The organism is Streptomyces sp. NBC_00510, assembly GCA_036013505.1.
Lineage (GTDB): Bacteria > Actinomycetota > Actinomycetes > Streptomycetales > Streptomycetaceae > Actinacidiphila.
Genome location: CP107851.1, coordinates 1,025,741 through 1,046,200 on the forward strand (window position 1 = coordinate 1,025,741; position 20,460 = coordinate 1,046,200).

Sequence of the window (20,460 nt, forward strand, 5' to 3'; positions counted from 1 at the left end):
GTGGGCGTCAGCCTCAAGGACGTCGCGCAGCGCGCGGGAGTGTCCATCAAGACCGTCTCGAACGTCGTGAACGGCTACCCGCACGTCACACCCGCGATGCGCGCGCGGGTCCAGCAGGCGATCGACGAACTGGGCTACCGGCCCAACCTCACCGCCCGGCACCTGCGCAAGGGCCGCACCGGCATCATCGCGCTGGCCCTGCCCGAGCTCGGCAACCCGTACTTCGCCGAGCTGGCCGGCGCCGTCATCGACGCCGCCGCACGCCACGACTACACCGTGCTGCTCGACCACACGGCGGGCGAGCGGCGCAAGGAGATCCTGGTGACCCAGGGCTTCCGCACCCATGTGATCGACGGGCTGATCCTCTCGCCGATCGAACTGGAGGCGTCGGACCTGCTCGCCCGTGACGACAGTTCACCCCTGGTGCTCCTCGGGGAGCGCGAGTACGACGCCCCGTACGACCACATCGTGATCGACAACGTGGCCGCGGCACGCAGCGCGGTGCGGCACCTGGCGGGGACGGGACGCCGGCGGATCGCCTTCATCGGCGCCCGCAGCGAGGTCGCCCGGCAGCCCGCGCACCTGAGACTGCGCGGCTGGCGCGAGGAGCTGGCCGCCTGCGGGCTCCCGCACGGCGACGACCTCGTCGCGACCGCCTCCGGGTACGGCCGGGCCGACGGCGCCCAGGCCATGGCCGACCTGCTGGACCGCGGGTCGCTGCCGGACGCGGTCTTCGCCTACAACGACCTCCAGGCCATCGGGGCCCTGCGGGTGCTCGTCACCCGGGGCCTGCGCGTGCCGGAGGACGTCGCGCTCGTGGGCTTCGACGACATCGAGGAGGGGCGCTACGGCACGATCACCTTGACCACGATCTCGCCGGACAAGAAGGCCATCGCCCGCCAGGCCGTCGACTGCCTCGTGCAGCGCCTGACCGGCGCGCCGGACGCCCCGCCGCGCCGCGTGCGCCCCGGGTTCGACCTGGTCGTCCGCGAGTCCACCCTGGGCCGCGGTCACTGACCGGCCGTGCGCGCCGCGCGGGCCGGCTCGGCGTCGTACTGCCCGGCGCCGAAGTGCAGTTCCGGCGGGGGCCGCGTGAACGGCCCCCGCCAGGCGGTCCACTCCACGACGGCGCCGCTGCGGCGCACGTGGACCGACAGGTGACCGCAGCAGCCGCCGGTGCACTCGGGTTCCCCCGCTCGACGCGGCGGCCTTCGACGGTGGCGGCCGGTGGGCCCGGCCGGCCCGGCGGCAGCGCCCACGCCGCGAACGGCCCCGGGTGCATACGTCGGCGATACGCCGTGCTGGCTCCGGGTATGCACGTACCGACCGTCGAGGACGAGCCCCGCCCGGCCGAAGCGCCGGCGCTCGTGAAGAGACGCCCAGGGCTCAGCGCCCGGCTGAAGCTCACCCTCAGCTACGCGGGGTTCCTCGCCGTCGCCGGCGCGCTCCTGCTGGCCGTGGTGTGGGGGTTCCTGCTGCGCTACGTGCCCGACAACTCCAAGGGCCTTCTCGGGGTCTCGCCCAACCGCTACCTCCTCGTGCACACCTTCGCCCCCGCCGCGGCCGTCGCGATGGCCTTCCTGCTCGTGTTCGGCCTGCTGGGGGGATGGCTTCTCGCCGGACGGATGCTCGCACCCCTCACTCAGGTCACGGATGCGGCACGGATGGCCGGGAGCGGGTCGCTGTCCCACCGGATCCGCATGACGGGCCGCCAGGACGAATTCCGGGAACTTTCCGACGCGTTCGACTCGATGCTGGAACAACTCGAGTCCCACGTCGCCGAGCAGCAGAGGTTCGCCGCGAACGCCTCCCACGAACTGCGCACCCCGCTGGCGATCTCGCGGACGCTCCTCGACGTCGCCCGCAAGGACCCCGCACAGGACCGGGGCGAACTCATCGAACGCCTCCACGCCGTCAACACGCGGGCGATCGACCTCACCGAGGCGCTCCTGCTCCTCAGCCGCAGTAACCGCGGGAACTTCACCCGCGAAAGCGTCGACCTCTCCCTCGTCGCCGAAGAAGCCGCCGAAACGCTGCTGCCCCTCGCCGAACGGCGCCGGATCACCCTCGACGTCTCCGGTGGGGCCGCCCGGACCAGCGGCTCCGCGGAGCTCCTGCTGCGGGTGGTGACGAACCTCGTCCAGAACGCCATCGTCCACAACCACCCCGCCGGCGGCACCGTGACGGTCCACACCGAGGCGCACGGCGACACGAGCGTGCTGCGGGTGAAGAACACCGGCCATCCGCTCCCCCCGGAACTGGTACCGACCCTCACCGAACCCTTCCAGCGCGGAACGGAACGCGTACGCGCCGACGAGCACGCCAGCGTCGGCCTCGGCCTGGCCATCGTGCAGAGCATCGTCCGCGCCCACGACGGGACCCTCGACCTGGCCCCCCGCCCCGCCGGCGGTCTCCTCGTCACGATTCGGCTTCCCGGCACGCCGTAGGGCCCGGTGGTCAGACCCTCCCGGCGTCCGAGCCCGTGATCGTCCGGCTCGGCGAGGACACCGCCGGGCGGCTCCTTCCGGCGCTCCCCCTCCTCCTCGCCCTGGCGGCGCGCTGATGCGCCCGGCGGACGGCGGAGTCGGCGTCGAGGTCCCACGTGATCAGCTCCCTCGCCTCCGCCCGCTCCTGGAGCTGGGTGAAGATCCGCTGCCACGTCCCGTCCCGCTGCCAGCGGTGGAACAAGTCGTACACCCGGGCCCACGATCCGTACTGCCCGGGCACGTCCCGCCAGGGGACCCCGGTGCGGACCCGGAACCGTATGCCGTCGATCAGTTGCCGCCGGGTCCATATCGGCGGCCGACCGACCTTCTTGCCCTTCGGCAGCAACGGCTCCAACACAGCCCACTGCTCGTCCGTCAGATCTCCACGCGCCACGAACCAAGATCATCTCACATCTTTTCTTTACCAACCGTTCGTTCCAGATTGTGTTAGCCTCCAATGACAGGCGGGACCGAGCCCGCGGAAGCCCCCTCGACGCACGCATGGAGCACACATGTCCCACCGTCTGGAACCAAGGTCGTCATCGTCACCGGAGGAACGTCGGGGATGGGCGCCGCCTTCGCCCGCCGCGCCGCGTCCGAGGGCGCGACCGTCGTGATCGGCGCGCGGGACAAGGCCCGCGGCGAGGCGACCGTCGCCGGGATCGAGGCCGAGGGCGGCCGCGCGTTCTTCCTGCCGACGGACGTCACCGCCGAGGACGGGGTCGCCCGTCTCGTCGACTACGCGGTGACCGAATTCGGCGGCCTGCACGGGGCGTTCAACAACGCCGGCGGCGGCGACAACCAGCGCAGCTTCGGCACCACCGACGCCGCCTTCTGGCACCACATGATCGCCACCAACCTGACCAGCGTCTTCTACAGCCTGAAGCACGAACTCCCGGCGATCGCCGCCTCGGGCGGCGGATCGATCGTGAACAACGCCTCGACGGCGGCCGTGGTGGGCGACGCGGGCATGCCGGCCTACGTGGCCGCCAAGCACGGCGTGGTGGGCCTGACCCGCTCCGCGGCGCTCGACTCGGCCAAGGCGGGCGTCCGCGTCAACGCGCTGGTCACCGGGCTGATCGACACACCGCTGTGGCGTGCCGCCGTCCAGACGTACCCCGGGATCGAGGGCCGGTTCCTGGAGCGGATCCCCGCCGGACGGGCGGGCGCAGAGGCGGACGTGGCCGCCTTCGCCGCCTTCCTGCTCAGCGACGAGAGCACTTCGTCAACGGCGCCGCGCTCGCGATCGACGGCGGCTTCTCCGCGCAGTGAGCGGCCCGGCGGGCTCGGGTCAGCCGAGGGCGTCCAGGGCGGCGTCGACGACGGCCGTCAGCGCCTCCCGGTCGGGGTTGACGGCCCCCATGACCCGCAGGCCGTGCATCGTGACGACGAGGTACCGGGCGAGGTCCCGCGCGTCACGCTTGCCGGACACCTGGCCGTCCGCCTGGGCCTCCGCGACGACCTGGGCCAGCGCGTCCTCCAGCAGCGCGGTCGTCGCCTCCACGTGCGTGGCGACCCGCGGATCGTGCGCGACGCGCTCCATGGCCGCGCCGACGATCAGACAGGCCCGCCGGCTGCCGTCGCGCGCGATCTCGTCGACCGCCGCGACCAGGACCTCGCGCAGCAGCTCCCGGCCGGGCGCGCCGGCCCGGAGGGCCTCGACCAGGGGCAGGGCGTACTGCTCCCGGTAGCGGTCCATGGCCGCCAGGTACAGCCCCTCCTTGCTGCCGAAGGCCGCGTACAGCGAACCGCGCCCCACGCCGGTGGCGTCGACCAGGTCCTGCACCGACGTGCCCTCGTACCCCTTGCTGCGGAAGGCGTTCATCGCGGCCTCCACGGCCCTGTCGGTGTCGAACTCCCTCACGCGTGCCATGCGCCGGAGTGTACGCCTATCAGGAACGAACGGTCCAGTTTCTACCCGGGTCACGCCGGCCGCCGGAAGGCCGGGGCCGCGCGAGGCACCCGCTGCCGCCCGGTGCGGTGCTCGCGCACACGCCGGGGCCGGGACCGTGGACGAACTCGCCGACGCCCTCGTCCCTGACGCCGAGCAGTCCGCCGCCCGCAGCCCGCAGCCCGCAGTGACGACGTCACCCTGCTGCTCATCCAGGGGCGGCGGAACGGCGGTTGACGCCGCCCGGGGCATCACCGGCCGGCTTGCTCCGGTGATGCCCCGGTCCCTCCCGGCGGGAGGAGTGACGGCCTTCAGCCGACGCGACGGGCCTTGACGCCGTCGGCCTCGAAGTCGTAGACGTACCGGTTGATCCGCAGGCCGTCGACTGCGCCGACCCAGATGTTGTCGCGGCCCTTGCCGACGGCGACGGTGTAGATGGTCGCCTGCGGGAGCGCGTTCTTCAGCGTCGTGAAGTTGCACGGAACGGTCTGGGTGCAGGTGCCCGGAATCTCGCCGCCCGAGAGGAACCACTCGCCGGTCGTGGCGGCGTTCAGGTATCCGCTCCACTGGTTCGTCGGTGAGACCGCGGGCGGGAGCCACACCAGGGTGGTGTAGGTGTCGGTGGGCGTCAGCCTCGGATTGATCTCGATCCTGATGTTCGGCAGGTTCCGTGTGCCGCCGTAGTCGACGTTCTCCTGGGTCTGGAAGACGTGGAACCCGAGCGCGGTCAGGTCCCGGACGCGGCTGCCGTAGAAGTCGACCTCGTTGCCGAAGTCGACCTTCTCGCTGGGGGGACTCAGCGTGGTGGACTCGTTCGCCACCGCGATTCCGAGGCTGCCGCTGCCGTAGGGCGGCCTGGAGGGGGATCCCGTCACACCGTACGAGCCGTACGGGCCGTCCCTGAGATCGGCGACGGGGGAACCGATCGTGTTGCGGGCGATGACGCCCCAGTGGCCGGAGTCTATGGAGCCTCCGGAGTGTCCGTCCGCGACGGCGGACACCGATCCCGTGAGGGCCGAGGTGACGATCGTGGCGAGTGCAACGGCCACGAGCGTCCTTCCCCGGCTCAAGCCAAGACGAGCCTTCACAACCCATTCCTTCCGGGTAGCCGAAGGGTCCGGTGCGCCGCCCGTGCCGGTGCGCCGCACGGCGAATGCCGGCGCGGCGGCGCGGCACGACACGGCGGCGGCCGAGTCGTGACCCTTCGCGTTTCAGCAGAACTTGGTGAGTGGTGGTGGATTGCGGGGGATGCGTTCGAGGTCACTGCCTCCCGTCCGACAGGGGTCGTTCCCGGGGGAGTTGACATCGACGTCGTGGGCGAGGCGGACGGTCATGCGACGGCCGGAGCCGTCCACGAGTCCCCTGGCCCCAGCCGAACCCGAAATGCACATGACGACCGTTACACGCGGTGACGTGGGCCGCATCCTGGGTGGGCCGTTCGTAGCGGAGCGTGCACGCCTCGGATTCAGGAGCTAGGCGTTTGCCTAATGGCTTTAGGTATGCGCATAATCGCTTACGGAGGAAGGGAGGGCACAGCGTGCCACGCGTAGGACTCACCGCGGAACGCCTGACCCGGGCGGGGGCGGAACTCGCCGACGAGGTCGGCTTCGCCCAGGTGACCGTCTCGGCGCTCGCCGAGCGGTTCGGCGTCAAGGTCGCGAGCCTGTACTCGCACGTCAGGAACTCGCAGGACCTGAAGACCAGGATCGCCCTGCTCGCCCTGGAGGAACTCGCCGACCGGGCGGCCGAGGCCCTCGCCGGCCGCGCAGGCAAGGACGCCCTGGTCGCCTTCGCGAACGTGTACCGCGCGTACGCCCGGGAGCACCCCGGCCGCTACGCGGCGGCGCAGCTGAGGCTCGACCCGCAGACGGCGGCCGCCAGCGCCGGCGTCCGGCACGCCCAGATGACGCGGGCCATCCTGCGGGGCTACGACCTCCCGGAACCGGACCAGACGCACGCCGTCCGTCTCCTGGGCAGCGTCTTCCACGGCTACGTGAGCCTCGAACTGGCGGGGGGCTTCGACCACACACCCGTCACCGCCGAGGAGTCGTGGTCGTGGGCCTTGGACTCCCTGGACGCCCTGCTGCGCGAGCGGTCGACGTCCTGAGGGCGCGCGCCCCGGCACCTCCCACCCAACGTACGGGCACCCAGCCCACGGACAGCCCCTGGACAGGCAACGCATCATGCACACGGACCGGAACCTGATCACCACCCCCGTCACCGAGGAACTGCTGCGCGGCGCCCTCGACGTGGAGCACACCCGCCACGGGCTGCTCCCGCACCGCCTGCCCGCCGCGGCGCGCCGGCAGATCCCCGACGAGCAACTGGCCGTGGCGGAGGCCCAGCCGTCCGGCGTGCGGCTGGCGTTCCGCACCCGGGCCACCACGGTCGAACTGGACACGCTGCCCACCAAACGGGTCTACCGGGGCTTCCCGGCCCCGCCGGACGGCGTGTACGACCTGCTGGCCGACGGCCGTCTCACCGCCCAGGCCACCGTGGCCGGCGGCAACGTCCGCGAGATCGTCGACATGGTCACCCAGGCCGCCGAGCTGCGGGAGGGGCCGCCCGGCACCGCCCGGTTCGGCGGACTGCCCCCGGGGGACAAGGACGTCGAGATCTGGCTCCCGCACTCGGAGATCACCGAGCTGATCGCCCTGCGCACCGACGCCCCCGTCGAGCCGTCCGCGCCGCGGGGCCGCAAGGTGTGGCTGCACCACGGCAGTTCCATCAGCCACGGCTCCAACGCAGCGCATCCGACGGCCATCTGGCCCGCGCTGGCAGCCGCCGAGGGCGGAGTGGAGCTGGTCAACCTGGGGTTCAGCGGCAGCGCGCTGCTCGACCCGTTCACCGCCCGTGCGATGCGCGACACTCCGGCGGACCTGCTCAGCCTCAAGATCGGCATCAACATCGTCAACACCGACGCGATGCGGCTGCGCGCCTTCACCCCGGCGGTGCACGGCTTCCTCGACATCGTCCGCGAGGGCCATCCCACGGCACCGCTGCTGGTCGTCTCCCCCATCCTGTGCCCCGTCCAGGAGGACACCCCGGGCCCGCTCGCCCCGGACTTCGAGGGCGGCAGGCTGCGCTTCAAGGCCACCGGCGACCCGGCGGAACGCCCCGCGGGCCGGCTGACCCTCAACGTCATCCGCGAGGAGCTGGCCCGGATCGTCGCACAGCGGGCGGCCGACGACCCTCACCTGCACTACCTCGACGGGCGCGAGCTCTACGGTGCGGCCGACTACGCCGAACTGCCGCTGCCCGACGAGGTCCACCCCGATCCCGCGGGACACCGGCGCATCGGAAGGAACTTCGCCCGGCTGGTGTTCGCGGGCACCGGCCCCTTCGCCTCGGCGAGTCGCTGACCCGCAGCCGCGGGTCAGCGGCTCTGTTCATCGGCTTGTCGCATCACGGCATGAGATCCATCGATTTGCTTCACCTCATGCACGGATCCACCATGGCAGCGCTACCTCAGGTCGCCACCGCAGAAGTCCGGCAGGCAGTACGGCGTGTCGCGCGGAAGACGGCGAACACCGGAAAGGTGGAGACATGAGCATGGACGCCGTGTGGGTCCGTGGCGTGAACGGCCTTCAGATGCACCACGTCACCGACCTCCAGGACGCCGGCAGGTTCCTGGGCAACGCAGCCATGGCCCTGCGGGCCGCCCACGTGCGGACCGGCGCAGAGCACTACGAGGGCCTCGCCGCCGAGCTCAAGGCCCTGGTCACCCGGGTACGGGAACTGGAGGACCAGGCCCGCTCCGCGATGCACGAGCTGCACGAGACCGACCCGGAGCGCTTCGTCCGCTGCCGCGAGGGCCACGAGCCCTGGCCCGGCGAGATCCAGGCCGGGTTCATCCCCCGCCACACCTGCCGCGACGAGTGCCTCCACCACGACCGCGGCGTGCTCGAGGCGATCACCCAGTGCACCTGCGGCAGGCCGCCCTGCCAGGCCTGCGAGATCGACGGCCGCCTCCCCGCCCGTTGATCCCCGCCCGGATCACCTCTCGACGGCCACCGCGCTGCGACCGCGCGCAGCCGAGGAAAGGACTCCCCATGCACAAGCCCCCGGAGCGGAGCGGGCTCGACCCGGCCGGCCACCGTCTCCACGAAGACACCGCACGCCTCCTGGCGGCGGGCCCCGCCACCCCCGTCGAACTGCCCGAAGGCGTCCTCGCCTGGTCGGTCACCCGGTACGACGTACTGCGGCGGCTCGCCGACGACCCCCGGGTCTCCCGCGACGCGAGGCAGCACTGGCCCGGCCTCGGCGACCTGCCCCCGGACTGGCCGTTGTCGCCCTTCCTCGTCTCGCCGACGGTGCTGAACGCCCACGGTCCCGACCACCGCCGGCTGCGCGCCGTCGTGGAGCGTGCGTTCACCCCCGGGCGGACGGCCGCCCTGGGGGCGAACCTGCGGCACAGGACGGAGGCCTACCTGGAGGCACTCGGCACGCCGGGCTCCGGGCGCGTCGTCGACGTCCGCGCCCGGTACGCCCGGGTCGTCGCGTGTGAGACGCTGTGCGACCTGTTCGGCGTACCGGAGGACCGCTGGGAGCAGGCCGTCCGGGCGATGGGCGCACTGCTGGAACCGCCCTCCGACCCCGGGGCCGCGGCCTCCGGCGCGGACGAGTCGATGGCCTTCTGGGCCGCGCTGCTCGCCGAGAAGGCACACGTGCCCGGCGACGACATGCCGACGACCCTGGTCGAGGCCCCGGACATGACCGACGAGGAACGGCTCCTGGCCCTCGTCGTCACCGTCGCCGGGGGCGTCCCCTCGGCCACCGACCTGATCACCAACGCCGTCATCGGCCTGCTGCGCCACCCGGAACAGCTGAGGGACGTCCTCGGCGGCGCCGTGCCGTGGCAGGCGGTCGTCGAGGAGACCCTGCGCGCGGACTCCCCCGTCCGGCACATGCCGCTGCGGTACGCCGTGGAGGACATCGACCTCGGCGAAGGCGTGCTGATCCGCCGCGGTGAGCCGATCGTCATGGGCTTCGGCGCGGGCGGCCGCGACCCGCGCAGGCACCCTGACGACACGGACGCCTTCGACGTCCGGCGGCGCGACAAGGACCACGTCGCCTTCGGCCACGGCGTCCACCGTTGCGTCGGCGAACCGCTGGGACGGCTGGAGGCGGAGGCCGCCCTCCCCGACCTGTTCGAACGCTTCCCCGGCCTGCGGCCGGCGGTGCCGCTGGAGGACCTGCGACCCCTGCCCACCTTCGTCTTCAACGGGAGGACGGAGCTGCCGGTCCGCCTCTAGAGCGCGCCCGCCGCGGTCCGCGCGGTCCCCGGCGCACGCGGGCCCGTGGCGACGGTTCCCAGCGCAGGCGGACGCCGGTGAGGCGGGCGATGGCCCGCAGGTGCGGGCCGGTGTTGCCGACGTACCAGATCCGCCGGTCCGCGTGCGGCCACGCGTAGGCCGGGACGCCGTCGTCCAGCAGGGTGGTCAGCCGGGGTTGTTCCAGCGAGGCGGCCGAGAACGCGTAGAGCTCGGACAGCCGCGGAGCGATCACCCCGTAGTCCAGCATGCGGGCGAGGGCGTGTTCGTCGAGGACGGTGTCCTCGACGGGTGTGGTGACCGGGTACTCGGGCGGGAAGGACCGGCCGAGGTCGAGGTACATCTGGACGGCCCGGTGCCGGGGATCGGCCATGAGCGGGCCGAACGCGGCCAACGGGCCGAGCGCGAGCCGGGGCCGCGCGAGCATCGCGTGCGTGAACAGGACGCGCAGCAGCGCGACGTTCATCATGAACCGCTCCACCTTCAGCTCGGTGGCGGCCAGTTCCTCGTGCTGCAGATAGCCGGCGACGATGCTGGCGTTGTGCGCGCGGTACCAGCGGTCGGGTTCCGGCGTGCGGATGAAGTCCAGCCAGAACTCGACGCTGCGGGCGCCTGGGGTGCCCGCAGCTCCGGCGGACAGCAGTTGGGCCTCGGTCTTGTCGCGCAGCAGCCGTTCGTTGACGGCCCGCCACCAGGGGCTGCCGGGCGGGGAGGCGGTCTCCGGTGCCAGTACGCCGCGGGCCAGCGACCAGCGCATGAAGCTGAGTTCGGCGTGGCCGTAGCGGTGGCGGGGTCCGGTGGCGAGGCGGTAGAACTCCCGGGCCAGCGCGTAGCGCGCGGCCGGGTCGTCGCGCACCCGCGCGACCCGTTCCCCGGCGCGTGACGCCACGTCAGCCACGGTTGCCCGTCCGGATCAAGGCCATGTGGCGCCCTCGCGGGGCCGGAGGGGTTGTTCCGACCAGATGGTCTTGCCGTCCCCCGCGTACCGAGTACCCCAGCGCTCCGCGAACCGGGCGACGAGGAAGAGGCCGCGGCCGCCCTCGTCGGTGGTCCGGGCGTGGCGCAGGTGAGGCGAGGTGCTGCTGCCGTCGGAGACCTCGCAGATGAGCGTGCGGTCGCGGATGAGCCGCAGCCGGATGGGGCCCGAGGCGTAGCGGACGGCGTTGGTGACGAGTTCGCTGACGACGAGTTCCGTGGTGAAGGCGAGGTCGTCGAGCCCCCAGGCCGTGAGTTGCCGCGCCGCCCGGGCCCGCGCCGATGCGACCTCGGCCGGGTCCGCGGGGATGTCCCAGGAGGCGACGTGCTCGGCGTCGAGCGCGTGGGTGCGGGCCAGGAGCAGGGCCGCGTCGTCCACCGGCCGGCCGCCGGCGAAGGCGGTGGCGGCGTCGCAGAGCCCCTCCAGCGAGGTCCGCGGGCAGGCGAGGCTGTCGAGCAGGCGCCGCAGTCCCCGGCCGGCGTCGAGTGAGCGGTCCTGGATGAGGCCGTCGGTGTAGAGGGCGAGGACGCTGCCCTCCGGGACGTCGATCCGGGTGGCCTCGAAGGGCAGGCCGCCGAGGCCGAGGGGCGGGCCGCTGGGAAGCTCCACGAGGCCGGCGGCGCCGTCGGGGGTGACGAGCACGGGTGCGGGGTGGCCGGCGCGGGCGAGGGTGCAGTGGCAGCCGACCGGGTCGTAGACGGCGTAGAGGCAGGTCGCGCCGGTCACACCGGAGGTGTCGGCGGCGTCGGCGGCGTCGGCGGATTCGTCGGCGATCCGGCTGACCATGTCGTCGAGGTGGGCGAGTACCTCGTCGGGGGCGAGGTCGATGTCCGCCAGGGTCTGCACGGCGGCCCGGAGGCGGCCCATGGTGGCGGCGGCGTGGATGCCGTGGCCGACGACGTCGCCGACGACCAGGGCGACCCGGGCGCCGGAGAGCGGCAGGACGTCGAACCAGTCGCCGCCGACGCCGGCCTCCGCGTCGGCGGGGAGGTAGCGGTAGGAGGCCTCGACGGCGTTCTGCTGCGGGAGGTCCAACGGGAGCAGGCTGCGCTGGAGGGCGAGCGCGGCGGCGTGCTCGTGGGTGTAGCGGCGGGCGTTGTCGATGCAGACCGCGGCGTGTGCGGCGAGTTCCTCCGCGAGGACCAGGTCGTCGGGCCGGAAGGGCCCGCCGTCCCGGGAGCGCCCGAAGGTGACCGCTCCCAGGGTGGTGCCGCGCGAGCGGATGGGCACGATCATCAGGGAGTGGACGCCGAGGGCGCGGTGGTGGGCGCTGCGGACGGGGTCGCCGGCGGTCCAGCGGGGGTCGGCCGGGTCCAGTTCCGCGACGCGCACCGAGGTGCCGTCGACGAGCGCGCGGGCCGTGGGCGACCGCCGGGGGTAGTCGCACCGGTCGCCGTGCGGGGTGGGCGGCGGGACGTCGTCAGGTGCGGAACGGTGCCCGGCGCAGCGCAGTTGGGCCACGGTGGAGGCGTCGGGCGGGCCGGGCGGGAGCTCGTCACCGCGGAGCACCGGGTCAAGGAGGTCGACGGTGACGTGGTCGGCGAGTCCGGGGACGGCGGCGTCCGCCAGTTCCTGTGCGGTGCGCGGGACGTCGAGCGTGCTGCCCATGCGCTTGCGGGCCTCGTTGAGCAGCTTCAGCTTCTGCCGGACGCGGTAGTGGTCGGTGGTGGACAGGACGATGTAGCAGGCGCCCAGCGGCTGCCCGTACTCGCTCTCCAGGCGGAAGCACGAGGTGGAGTAGGTGACCCGGTCCGGGTCGGACAGGACGTGGCCGAAGTACTCGCGGCCGGTGGAGGGGAGTCCGGTCTCCATCACCTGGCGGATCTCCGCCTCGGTGTCCGCCACGTCCAGGCCCGGCAGGACGTCCCCCAGGCACCGGCCGAGGAAGCGCTCGCGGGGAATGCCGCACAGGTGCTCCATGGCGTCGTTCACCCAGGCGAGCCGCAAGTCCGTGTCGATCATGGCCATGCCCACCGGTGCGGTGAGGGTGATGCCCTCCAGCAGGGAGCGGCTGGCGCTCGTCCACCAGCTCCGCGTCAGGTCGGCCGCGAGGATCAGCCGCAGCGAGCGGTCACCAGAGTCCTGGACGGGCAGGATCTTGACCTCCAGGTCGAGGCGGCGGCCGTCCCCGCGGCGTACGGCCTGCCGGCCCTCCCAACCCCGCGCCGAGCCGAGCCGCGTCACCAGGTCCGGCGTTCCGGCCCGGTACGCCGCGGTCCCCACCGGCGGGAAAACGTCCGCGAGCGGCCTGCCGATCGCCTCGGGTGCCGGGCGTCCGAGAAGTCGCACGGCCCCCTCGCTCCATCCGCGCACCACCCCCGCGCCGTCGACCACGATTACGGCGGTGCCGGGGCCCGACAGCGGGTCCGCCGCGGCGGAAGGGATTGTTGTGGGAGCACCCATGCCGGCCATCCCGTACGGCTGCGTTCCCGGCGCACGGACGCCTGATCGGACGGGGCGGGGCCGGGCTGTTTCCACCATACCCGCGACCGGTGCGCCCGGCCCGGCCCGTGACCTGCGACGACGGGCCGGGCCGCGCCGCGCCGCGGTCAGACGTCCGCCGGGAACCCGGGCCCGCGGGCCGGGCCGGAGGTCGCGGCGGTCGCGGTCAGCCGACGGGTGGCGGCGGCCGGCTCCTCCGCGGGCGGTGCCGGCACCACGACGGGGGGCCTGCGGACGACGGCTCCCGAAACGACCGCCAGCAGCGCGAGCACGACCACCCCGGCCCCGTACACCGTCGCCGTGGAGTGCAGACCGAAGGACGGCACGGCGAGCCCGGCCAGTACGGCGGGAACGCTCAGGGCCAGGTAGCTCACGACGTAGACCGAGGCGAACAGTTCCGCCCGCTCGGTGGGCCGGGCCAGTGCCGCCAGGGAGCGGAAGGCACCCAGGAAGGCGGCGCCGAAGCCGAACCCGGCGAGACCGGTCCCGAGGAAGAACAGCGCCGTCGAGGGCCCGGCGAGGGCGAGCAGCGTGAGCCCGGTGCCCACGGCGAGCACCGCCGAGCCGCCGGTCATCATCCGCCGCGGCGTCACGTCACGCACCACCAGCGAGGCGACGGCCGCCACGCCGAAGAGGGTCGTCACCACCAGGCCGCCGACCAGGTGGCTGCCGATGTGCAGCACCCCGGCGGTCAGGGAGGGGCCGAGGGCGAGGTAGAGACCGCCCATCGCCCAGGTGGCGACGAGGCAGGGCGTCGCCGCCAGGAAGGTCCGGCGGGCCTGGACCGGCACGGCCGCCCGGGGCCGCAGCGAGGCCCAGGCCCCGGGGCGCGGCGAGACGGGATCGGGCAGGAACAGCATCAGCGCCGCCAGCACCACGAACACGGCGGTCAGCACGACGAAGACCAGCCGGGTGGGGGCCGGGGCGTACTGCACCAGCAGACCCGCGCCCAGCGCCCCGGCGGCCAGTCCGGTGGCGGGCGCCACGGTGTTCAGCAGGGAGCCGAGGGGCGAGGTGGGCGACGGCTGCAGGTCGATCAGCCCCGCGCTGATGGCCCCGGCGGCCGCGCCCGTCGCCACGCCCTGCAGGATGCGGGCCAGGAACAGCGGTCCGACGCCGTCCGCGGTGAGGAACACGACCATGGCCGCGGCCTCGACGACCAGCGCCGCCAGGAGCACCGGCCGCCGGCCGACGTGGTCGGACAGCCCTCCGACGGTGAGCAGCGCCACCAGCAGCGCCAGCACGTAGACCGCGAAGACCGTGGTGAGCACGATCGGCGAGAAGCCCCATTGGTGCTGGTAGACCACGTAGAGCGGGGAGGGCGCACTGGAGGCGGCCAGGAAGGCGAGCAGGGTGGCGGCCAGCAGCCAGAAGCCGACCGGACGCGGCATCCGCCTCGCGGTGCGCTGGGTGTGCATATCGGTACTCCCGAACGGTTCCAAAAATATCGAACCATTCGAGGGTAAGCACACGCGCGTCGATTGTTCAACTATTATCGAACCATGACTGGAGCCCCCCGGGAGCTGCCGCACCCCGACGCCGCGGACCTGGTGCTGACCGACGTGCTCTTCGCCCTGAGCGACCCCTCACGGCTGGAGCTGGTGCGCCGGCTGGCCGACCGTCCCCTGGAGGGGTCGGCCTGCCAGCCCGTCAACGGGGAGATCCCCAAGTCCACGCTCTCCCACCACCTCAAGACGCTCCGCGAGGCCGGGGTCGTCCGCAACGACCCGCACGGCCGGCAGCGCCTGGTCAGCCTGCGCCGCGAGGACCTGGAGCGCCGCTTCCCCGGTTTGATCACCGCCGTCCTCGACGAGCCGGGCGCCGCACCGCCGGGGCCGCTCGAGTTCTGACCGGGCGGCTCAGCCGGCCACCGGGGCCGTGCGCGACGCGGGCCGTGCGTCCCGGTAGAAGATGTCGATGTCGACCTCCTCGCCGCCGACGGTGACGGTGTCCCACGGACCGCTGTCCCGCAGGGTGCGCAGCGTCTCGCTCCCGAGCCTGTCCAGCTGCTCCCGCAGGGTGGTGTCGTCCGGCATCCCGGCGATGCGCGGGGCGAGCCGGTCCCGGATCGCGCGGAGCTGCTCCATGAGGGCGTCGAGGTCGGCCTCGCGGTCCGGCTTCCCGGCGGCGGACTCCTCGATGCTCCGCGCGATCTTGTCCTTGATCGCCTGGCCCACCCCGTTCTCGTCCGTGGTGATCATCGCGTTCCAGGCGCGGCTCTTGTGCCGGTACTGGAGCATCGACATCGCCGCCTCGTGCCGTACGAAGTCCGCGTCGCGCAACGGCCTGCCGCGCCAGGTGCCGCTGAGCGTACGGGCGAGCGAGACGGCCGAGGCCAGGCCGCTGTTCAGGCCGCGCCCGGGCCAGAAGTGGATGGCGTTGGCGGCGTCCCCGAGCAGGAACCCGTACGTCCCCGGGGTGGCCGCGGTCGCCGGGTGGAGGCGCGCCGTGAAACGCGGCCGCTGCACCATGTCCAGCCGGAAGGCGGTGATCGCGGTCAGGTCCTGCTCGTCGACGTCGAAGAGCGTCAGGCCCTCCTTGACGCGCTGCCAGAGCGCCGAACCCTTGATGAGGGCGGGCAGGAAGAACGTGCTGTGGGTGGAGCAGTGGAAGTCCCCGTGGCCGTCGCGGCTCATCACGCAGGGGCGGGAGGCGATGCACTGCTCGAAGACCTGCCGCACGGGGTCGATCCCGACGACCTCCCGCGCCTCGGCGTCGGTCAGACGCATGTTCAGGAAGCCCTCGCCGCGCAGGGAGTTGAGGAGGAAGCGATTCTGCGCGACGGTCAGCAGGACCGTCATGGGGTCGGAGAGCCGCGACTTCACGCGCAGGCCCAGCACCACGTCCTGGAGGTGCTCGCCGTCGAGCGAGTAGATGGACGTGTCGGCGGTCCCGAACCTGGCGGCGAAGTGCTCACGCGTGCGGGACCGGCCGCCCTCGCAGATCGCCAGGACGTGGTCCTGGGCCACCGTCTCCTGCCGTTCGGCCGCGTCGAACCGGGCGGGCACCAGGCGGATGCGGTCGCGCTTGGCGTTGGCGAGGTCCAGCAGCGTGTCCTCGACGTAGGCGATACGTATGTTGCGCGGGTTGAAACCGCGGATCGAGTCGGGCCCCGCGGGCCACATCTCGGTGTACGTGCCCTCGGTGAACAGCCGGGCCTGCACCTCCTCGGGCAGGTTCAGGTACTGCCGGCTCTGCACCGTCACGACCTGCTGCCGGCGGATGTTGCCCTGCCCCTCGTCCTTCCAGACGACGCGGTCCCCGTCCTGCGCCCAGCGGGCGTCGTAGACGGTGACGGAGACCCGCCGGCCCATCAGGTTCTCCAGCAGGAGCGCGAACGCCAGCCCCACCGGGCCGCCGCCCGCCACCGTCACCTTCAGCACCGGCCCGGGTTCCTCCGGTTCCGCCGGTGGCATCAGCGCCTCCAGCAGGGAGAGGTCCAGGATGGTCTCCATCGCGTCGGCGGCCTCGAAGCCGAAGGTCTCGTCGCCGATGGAGATCTCGTCGCCCGGCTGCAGCACGTGCGACGTCACGCGCTCCCCGTTGACCCGCGTCCCGTTGCTGCTCGCCCGGTCGTAGAGCACGAACCCGTGGCCCTCGCGGCGCACCTCCGCGTGCAGACGGGAGACGCTGACGCTGGCGATCACCACCGTGTTCCCGGCCTTGCGCCCGAACGTCAGGGGCTTGTCGCCGATCCCGAACCTCTCCCCTGCCAACGAGCCTCGACGCCCGACTATCTCAGGAGGCATTGGTCCCTCATCTCCACGTGTCAACGAACCCCGGGGAACGCACGCGCACAGTCCCTGGCTGCCCAACCCGCCCACCATGGGAAACACCCCCGGCACAAGACGGCGCGGAACCACCCCCCGCGCGGCCGTCACCTACGACCGCCGGGCCCTGCCACCTCCGTCATCCGTCGGATTGACGGGCCGCGGGAACGCACCCGGCGGCCGTCAGCCGGCGCCGCCGGTGCTCCGGGGCGACCGTGCGACCGGGGTTCCATCCGGCCGCGCGTCCGTGCCGACCGCGACCGCGTTCGCGGCGACGATCACGAACGTGGCGAGCCAGGCGGCCGGGTCGAGGTGCTGGTCGAGGACGACCAGGCCGACGAGCGCGGCGAAGACCGGGTTCACGCTCATGAAGACGCCGAAGAAGTGCGCCGGGACCCGGCGGAGCGCCAGCAGGTCGGACAGGAACGGTACGGCGGAGGAGAGGATCCCGGCGGTCACGGCGCAGGCCAGGGCGGTGAGGGTGGGCGGACGCCACCACAGGGCCAGCGCGCCGGCAGGCAGGTAGGCGGCGCCGGAGACGGCAGCGGCGGCTGCCGGGCCCTGCAGCCCGGGCAGGCGGCCGCCGACGACGCGGTTGAGCACGATGTAGCAGGCCCAGCAGGCCGCGGCGAGCAGCGCGAGGCCGATGCCCGGGTAGTCGGTGGAGGGCTGGGGGCGGGTCAGGACGACCACGGCGGCCGCGACGGCCAGCGCGCACAGCACGTGCGTGCGGCGGCGCGAGCCGATCAGGGCCACGGCCAGCGGCCCGAGGAACTCCAGGGTGACGGCGAGCCCCAGACCGATGCGGTCGACTGCGGTGTAGAGGGAGAGGTTCATCGCCGCGAACACCACCGCCAGGGCGAGGACCGGGCGCCACTGCGCGGCGGTGAAGGCCCGCATCCGGGGCCGGCCCGCCCCGCACAGCACCGCCGCGGCCACCCACTGACGGACCGCCACCACGCCCAGCGGCCCGATCACGGGGAAGGCCAGGGCGGCGACGGAGGCGCCGACCTGGTTGGACAGGCCGCTGCCCAGCATCAGCGCCACCCCGCCGAGGCGTCCCGCGGCCCCGGCCCCCGCCGCGGCGGCCGGCGCGACGTCGCCGGAGGTCTCCATCGTCATGCGGGCCACTGTCCCGCCGCGGGTGGCCATACGCGAAATGCATACGACGCACCATCGATACGCTGGACGCATGGACGAGCACCCTGGAGGAGCGGCCGCACTCGAGCTCCGGCACCTGCGCTGCCTGGTCGCCATCCTCGACGCGGGCAGCTTCACCGACGCCGCCATCGACCTCGGGATCTCCCAGGCGGCGGTCTCCCGCAACCTGCTGTCGCTGGAGCGCGTCCTCGGGGTGCGACTGCTGCACCGCACCAGCCGTGCGGTCGCCCCGACCACCGCGGGCGTGCAGGTCCTCGCCCGGGCCCGGGTCCTGCTGGGCGGTGTCGACGAGCTCGTCAGGGAGGTCACGACCGGTCACAACCGGCTGCACATCGGCCACGCCTGGTCCGCCTTCGGCCGCCGCACCACCGAGTTCCAGCGCGTCTGGCGCGACCGCCACCCCGGCGTGGAGCTCCAGCTCATCCGCCACAACACCCCCACCGCCGGTCTTGCCGAGGGCCTCTGCGACCTCGCGGTCGTCCGCGCCCCCATCGACCTGGACCGCTGGTCCCACGCGCTCGTCGGTCACGAACCGCGCTATGTCGCCCTCGCCGCGGACGACCCCTGGGCGCGACGGCGCAGCGTCCGGCTCGCCGAGATCGCCGCCCGCACGCTGGTCGTCGACCGGCGGACCGGCACGACCAGCCCCGACCTGTGGCCCGAGGGCGACCGGCCGGCCGTCGAGTACACCCACGACATCGACGACTGGCTCGCCGCGATCGCCACCGGCCGCCGCGTCGGCGTCACCCCGCGCTCCACCTCCGCCCAGTACCGCCGCGACGGCATCGTGTACCGCCCGCTGCGGGACGCCGCCCCCGTCGCCGTGCACCTCATCTGGCGCCGCCACGACCCGCACCCGGCCACCCACGCGGCCGTCGCGCTGGCCATGGAGCTGTACCGCGCCGAGGACCGCCGGGACTAGGCACTGTTTCTTGGATCATGTGCGGAGCCAGATCACCAGGGCTGCGACGGTGACGGTTCCGAGGTAGGTGTAGGCGCGTTTGTCGTAGCGGGTGGCCACGGCCCGGAAGTTCTTGAGGCGGTTGATCGCCCGCTCGACGACGTTGCGTTTCTTGTACCGCTGTTTGTCGAAGCCGGTCGGCCGACCGCCGGCCGAGCCGCGCCTGCGGCGGTTGGCCCGCTGGTCCTTCGGCTCGGGGATGCTGTGCCGAATCTTGCGTCGCCGCAGGTAGCGGCGGTTGCTGCGGGAGCTGTAGGCCTTGTCCGCGCTGACGGTGTCCGGCCGGTTGCGGGGCCTGCCGGGCCCGATGCACGGCACCGAGATCTTCTCCAGTACGGCCTGGAACTGCGGGCTGTCGCCGTATTGACCTGGCGTCAGGACGATGGACAGCGGACGGCACCGGCCGTCGGCCGACAGGTGGATCTTCGTGGTGAAGCCGCCGCGTGAACGGCCTAAGCACTCGCCTGCCTGACCACCTCCGCCAGGCGGACGGACAGGCTCGCCAGCTCCGGATCGCCCCGGTTTGCGCCGCTGCGGGGCCCCTTTTCAGGAGCAATAACCGGCGGGGCCGCTTGGCGGGCGCCGGCGGCATGCTGATGGGCCCGGGCCGTCGTGGAGTCCACCGACACATCCCAGTCGATCCTGCCCTCGGCGTTCTCGGCCGCCTGCACGCGCGCCAGCAGCATGTCCCACGTGCCGTCCGCCGACCAGCGACGATGCCGTTTGTAGACCGTTTCCCACGGCCCGAAGCGCTCAGGCAGGTCCCGCCACGGCACCCCCGTCCTGGCCCGGAACAGCACCCCGTTGATGACCCTCCGATGCTCGCTCCACCGACCGCCACGCGCACCACCACGAGGCAGGAGCGGCTCCAGCCGCCCCCACTCCGCATTCGTCAGGTCTCCTCGGCCAACCATGCTGAACAGCCTCAACCCACACGCATGATCACGTCAGGAGATCCAAGAAACAGCACCTAGGCCGCGGGACCCACAACCTGTGGCCAGAGGTCGTGCCGCGTCATCCGTTCGGAGCATCGAGGCGGCGGGGTCGCGGCCCTCGTCGCGACCTCGCGGCGGCGGCGCGACCAGGAGTGGGACGGGCGGCGGCGGTTCACTCGATTTGCGTACGACACGGCCGGGAGGACGATAACGGACGGAGCCCGTTTCATCCGGTCCGGTCGGCGGACCACCGTCCCCCGACCGTTGTTCGCGCCACCGCCGGCGCGACGGCCGCACGGAAGGGAGCAGCCGTGTTGATATCCGCCGTGCTCGTCCCGCTGATCATGCTCGCCGCCGTCCTGGCGCCCAACTGGTACCAGGCGTGGAAGACCTACTGCGAATCGGTCAGGCTGCCCGTGTCCCCTCCGGAGGCTTCCGAAGCGGTGGGCGGCCGCCGGAGCCGGTGGTCCGCGGAACTCGCCCGGCTGCGGAGCCGCTGGACGCAGGACTGAGGGGCCGCGTCCCGCCTCGGTCCTGGTGCACCGACGCGGTCCCGCCCCGGGCT

18 protein-coding genes and 2 pseudogenes are annotated in these 20,460 nt (G+C 73.0%); 10 read left to right on the forward strand and 10 right to left on the reverse strand.

Annotated elements, in window-relative coordinates; translation table 11 throughout:
- The gene (locus OG937_04500) at positions 1-1,017 is read left to right on the forward strand and encodes a LacI family transcriptional regulator (GenBank protein ID WUD70991.1); all 1,017 of its coding nucleotides are present in this window, start codon (positions 1-3) and stop codon (positions 1,015-1,017) included.
- Here OG937_04500 and OG937_04505 read toward each other — a convergent pair.
- Entirely contained in the window at positions 1,011-1,145 is a 135-nt protein-coding gene (locus OG937_04505) for a hypothetical protein (GenBank protein ID WUD70992.1), read from the reverse strand. The genes OG937_04500 and OG937_04505 overlap by 7 nt on opposite strands.
- Before the next feature lie 222 nt (positions 1,146-1,367).
- On the opposite strand from OG937_04505, the gene OG937_04510 reads away from it, so the two are divergent.
- A complete protein-coding gene (locus tag OG937_04510; GenBank protein WUD78630.1) occupies positions 1,368-2,447 on the forward strand; it encodes a HAMP domain-containing histidine kinase in 1,080 nt (359 codons plus the stop codon).
- A 10-nt stretch (positions 2,448-2,457) separates the two neighbouring features.
- Here the strand turns inward: OG937_04510 and OG937_04515 are convergent, their stop codons facing one another.
- On the reverse strand, positions 2,458-2,880 hold the full coding sequence (locus tag OG937_04515; GenBank protein ID WUD70993.1) for a transposase: 423 nt from the start codon (positions 2,878-2,880) through the stop codon (positions 2,458-2,460).
- 171 nt (positions 2,881-3,051) lie between these two features.
- Here OG937_04515 and OG937_04520 point away from each other — a divergent pair.
- Positions 3,052-3,657, forward strand: a pseudogene (locus tag OG937_04520) (SDR family oxidoreductase).
- 120 nt (positions 3,658-3,777) lie between these two features.
- Here OG937_04520 and OG937_04525 read toward each other — a convergent pair.
- Positions 3,778-4,359 (reverse strand): TetR/AcrR family transcriptional regulator, encoded by a 582-nt coding sequence (locus OG937_04525; GenBank protein ID WUD70994.1) that lies wholly within the window; start codon positions 4,357-4,359, stop codon positions 3,778-3,780.
- Between the two features lie 329 nt (positions 4,360-4,688).
- A complete protein-coding gene (locus OG937_04530; GenBank protein ID WUD70995.1) occupies positions 4,689-5,426 on the reverse strand; it encodes a hypothetical protein in 738 nt (245 codons plus the stop codon).
- Positions 5,427-5,914: 488 nt separating this feature from the next.
- Here OG937_04530 and OG937_04535 point away from each other — a divergent pair, with 488 nt between their 5' ends.
- From OG937_04535 to OG937_04550, 4 genes are all read left to right on the forward strand, one after another.
- The gene (locus OG937_04535; protein WUD70996.1) at positions 5,915-6,484 is read left to right on the forward strand and encodes a TetR/AcrR family transcriptional regulator; all 570 of its coding nucleotides are present in this window, start codon (positions 5,915-5,917) and stop codon (positions 6,482-6,484) included.
- 76 nt (positions 6,485-6,560) lie between these two features.
- A complete protein-coding gene (locus OG937_04540; protein WUD70997.1) occupies positions 6,561-7,739 on the forward strand; it encodes a GDSL-type esterase/lipase family protein in 1,179 nt (392 codons plus the stop codon).
- A 184-nt stretch (positions 7,740-7,923) separates the two neighbouring features.
- Positions 7,924-8,361 (forward strand): hypothetical protein, encoded by a 438-nt coding sequence (locus OG937_04545; protein ID WUD70998.1) that lies wholly within the window; start codon positions 7,924-7,926, stop codon positions 8,359-8,361.
- Between the two features lie 68 nt (positions 8,362-8,429).
- Entirely contained in the window at positions 8,430-9,632 is a 1,203-nt protein-coding gene (locus OG937_04550) for a cytochrome P450 (GenBank protein WUD70999.1), read from the forward strand.
- Here the strand turns inward: OG937_04550 and OG937_04555 are convergent.
- The 3 genes from OG937_04555 to OG937_04565 all read right to left on the reverse strand — a co-directional run bounded on the left by OG937_04555 (position 9,598) and on the right by OG937_04565 (position 14,486).
- Positions 9,598-10,539 carry a hypothetical protein gene (locus tag OG937_04555; GenBank protein WUD71000.1) on the reverse strand — a complete coding sequence of 314 codons (942 nt, stop codon included), beginning with the start codon at positions 10,537-10,539 and terminating at the stop codon, positions 9,598-9,600. The genes OG937_04550 and OG937_04555 overlap by 35 nt on opposite strands.
- Before the next feature lie 24 nt (positions 10,540-10,563).
- Positions 10,564-13,029: a SpoIIE family protein phosphatase gene (locus OG937_04560; GenBank protein ID WUD71001.1), complete on the reverse strand. Its 2,466-nt coding sequence runs from the start codon at positions 13,027-13,029 to the stop codon at positions 10,564-10,566.
- A 146-nt stretch (positions 13,030-13,175) separates the two neighbouring features.
- Positions 13,176-14,486, reverse strand: coding sequence for an MFS transporter (locus OG937_04565; protein ID WUD71002.1), 1,311 nt, complete (start codon positions 14,484-14,486; stop codon positions 13,176-13,178).
- Between the two features lie 84 nt (positions 14,487-14,570).
- On the opposite strand from OG937_04565, the gene OG937_04570 reads away from it, so the two are divergent.
- Positions 14,571-14,918, forward strand: a complete 348-nt coding sequence (locus OG937_04570) for a helix-turn-helix domain-containing protein (GenBank protein ID WUD71003.1) — start codon at positions 14,571-14,573, stop codon at positions 14,916-14,918.
- 9 nt (positions 14,919-14,927) lie between these two features.
- On the opposite strand, the gene OG937_04575 is transcribed toward OG937_04570, so the two are convergent.
- Positions 14,928-16,817, reverse strand: a complete 1,890-nt coding sequence (locus tag OG937_04575; protein ID WUD71004.1) for an FHA domain-containing protein — start codon at positions 16,815-16,817, stop codon at positions 14,928-14,930.
- A gap of 204 nt (positions 16,818-17,021) precedes the next feature.
- Positions 17,022-17,876 carry an EamA family transporter gene (locus tag OG937_04580; GenBank protein WUD78631.1) on the reverse strand — a complete coding sequence of 285 codons (855 nt, stop codon included), beginning with the start codon at positions 17,874-17,876 and terminating at the stop codon, positions 17,022-17,024.
- A 154-nt stretch (positions 17,877-18,030) separates the two neighbouring features.
- Here OG937_04580 and OG937_04585 point away from each other — a divergent pair, with 154 nt between their 5' ends.
- Positions 18,031-18,921, forward strand: a complete 891-nt coding sequence (locus OG937_04585; protein WUD71005.1) for a LysR substrate-binding domain-containing protein — start codon at positions 18,031-18,033, stop codon at positions 18,919-18,921.
- A gap of 15 nt (positions 18,922-18,936) precedes the next feature.
- Here the strand turns inward: OG937_04585 and OG937_04590 are convergent.
- Positions 18,937-19,874 (reverse strand): annotated as a pseudogene (locus OG937_04590) (IS5 family transposase).
- A 332-nt stretch (positions 19,875-20,206) separates the two neighbouring features.
- Between OG937_04590 and OG937_04595 the strand changes: the two are divergent.
- The gene (locus OG937_04595) at positions 20,207-20,407 is read left to right on the forward strand and encodes a hypothetical protein (GenBank protein WUD71006.1); all 201 of its coding nucleotides are present in this window, start codon (positions 20,207-20,209) and stop codon (positions 20,405-20,407) included.
- The last annotated feature ends 53 nt before the right edge of the window (positions 20,408-20,460 follow it).

Coding starts and splice junctions, on each gene's coding strand:
- OG937_04525 (WUD70994.1), bottom strand. CDS start 4,359: ATGGCACGCGTGAGGGAGTTCGACACCGACAGGGCCGTGGAGGCCGCG.
- OG937_04540 (WUD70997.1), top strand. CDS start 6,561: ATGCACACGGACCGGAACCTGATCACCACCCCCGTCACCGAGGAACTG.
- OG937_04545 (WUD70998.1), top strand. CDS start 7,924: ATGAGCATGGACGCCGTGTGGGTCCGTGGCGTGAACGGCCTTCAGATG.
- OG937_04550 (WUD70999.1), top strand. CDS start 8,430: ATGCACAAGCCCCCGGAGCGGAGCGGGCTCGACCCGGCCGGCCACCGT.
- OG937_04560 (WUD71001.1), bottom strand. CDS start 13,029: ATGGGTGCTCCCACAACAATCCCTTCCGCCGCGGCGGACCCGCTGTCG.
- OG937_04565 (WUD71002.1), bottom strand. CDS start 14,486: ATGCACACCCAGCGCACCGCGAGGCGGATGCCGCGTCCGGTCGGCTTC.
- OG937_04570 (WUD71003.1), top strand. CDS start 14,571: ATGACTGGAGCCCCCCGGGAGCTGCCGCACCCCGACGCCGCGGACCTG.
- OG937_04575 (WUD71004.1), bottom strand. CDS start 16,817: ATGCCTCCTGAGATAGTCGGGCGTCGAGGCTCGTTGGCAGGGGAGAGG.
- OG937_04580 (WUD78631.1), bottom strand. CDS start 17,876: ATGCTGGGCAGCGGCCTGTCCAACCAGGTCGGCGCCTCCGTCGCCGCC.
- OG937_04585 (WUD71005.1), top strand. CDS start 18,031: ATGGACGAGCACCCTGGAGGAGCGGCCGCACTCGAGCTCCGGCACCTG.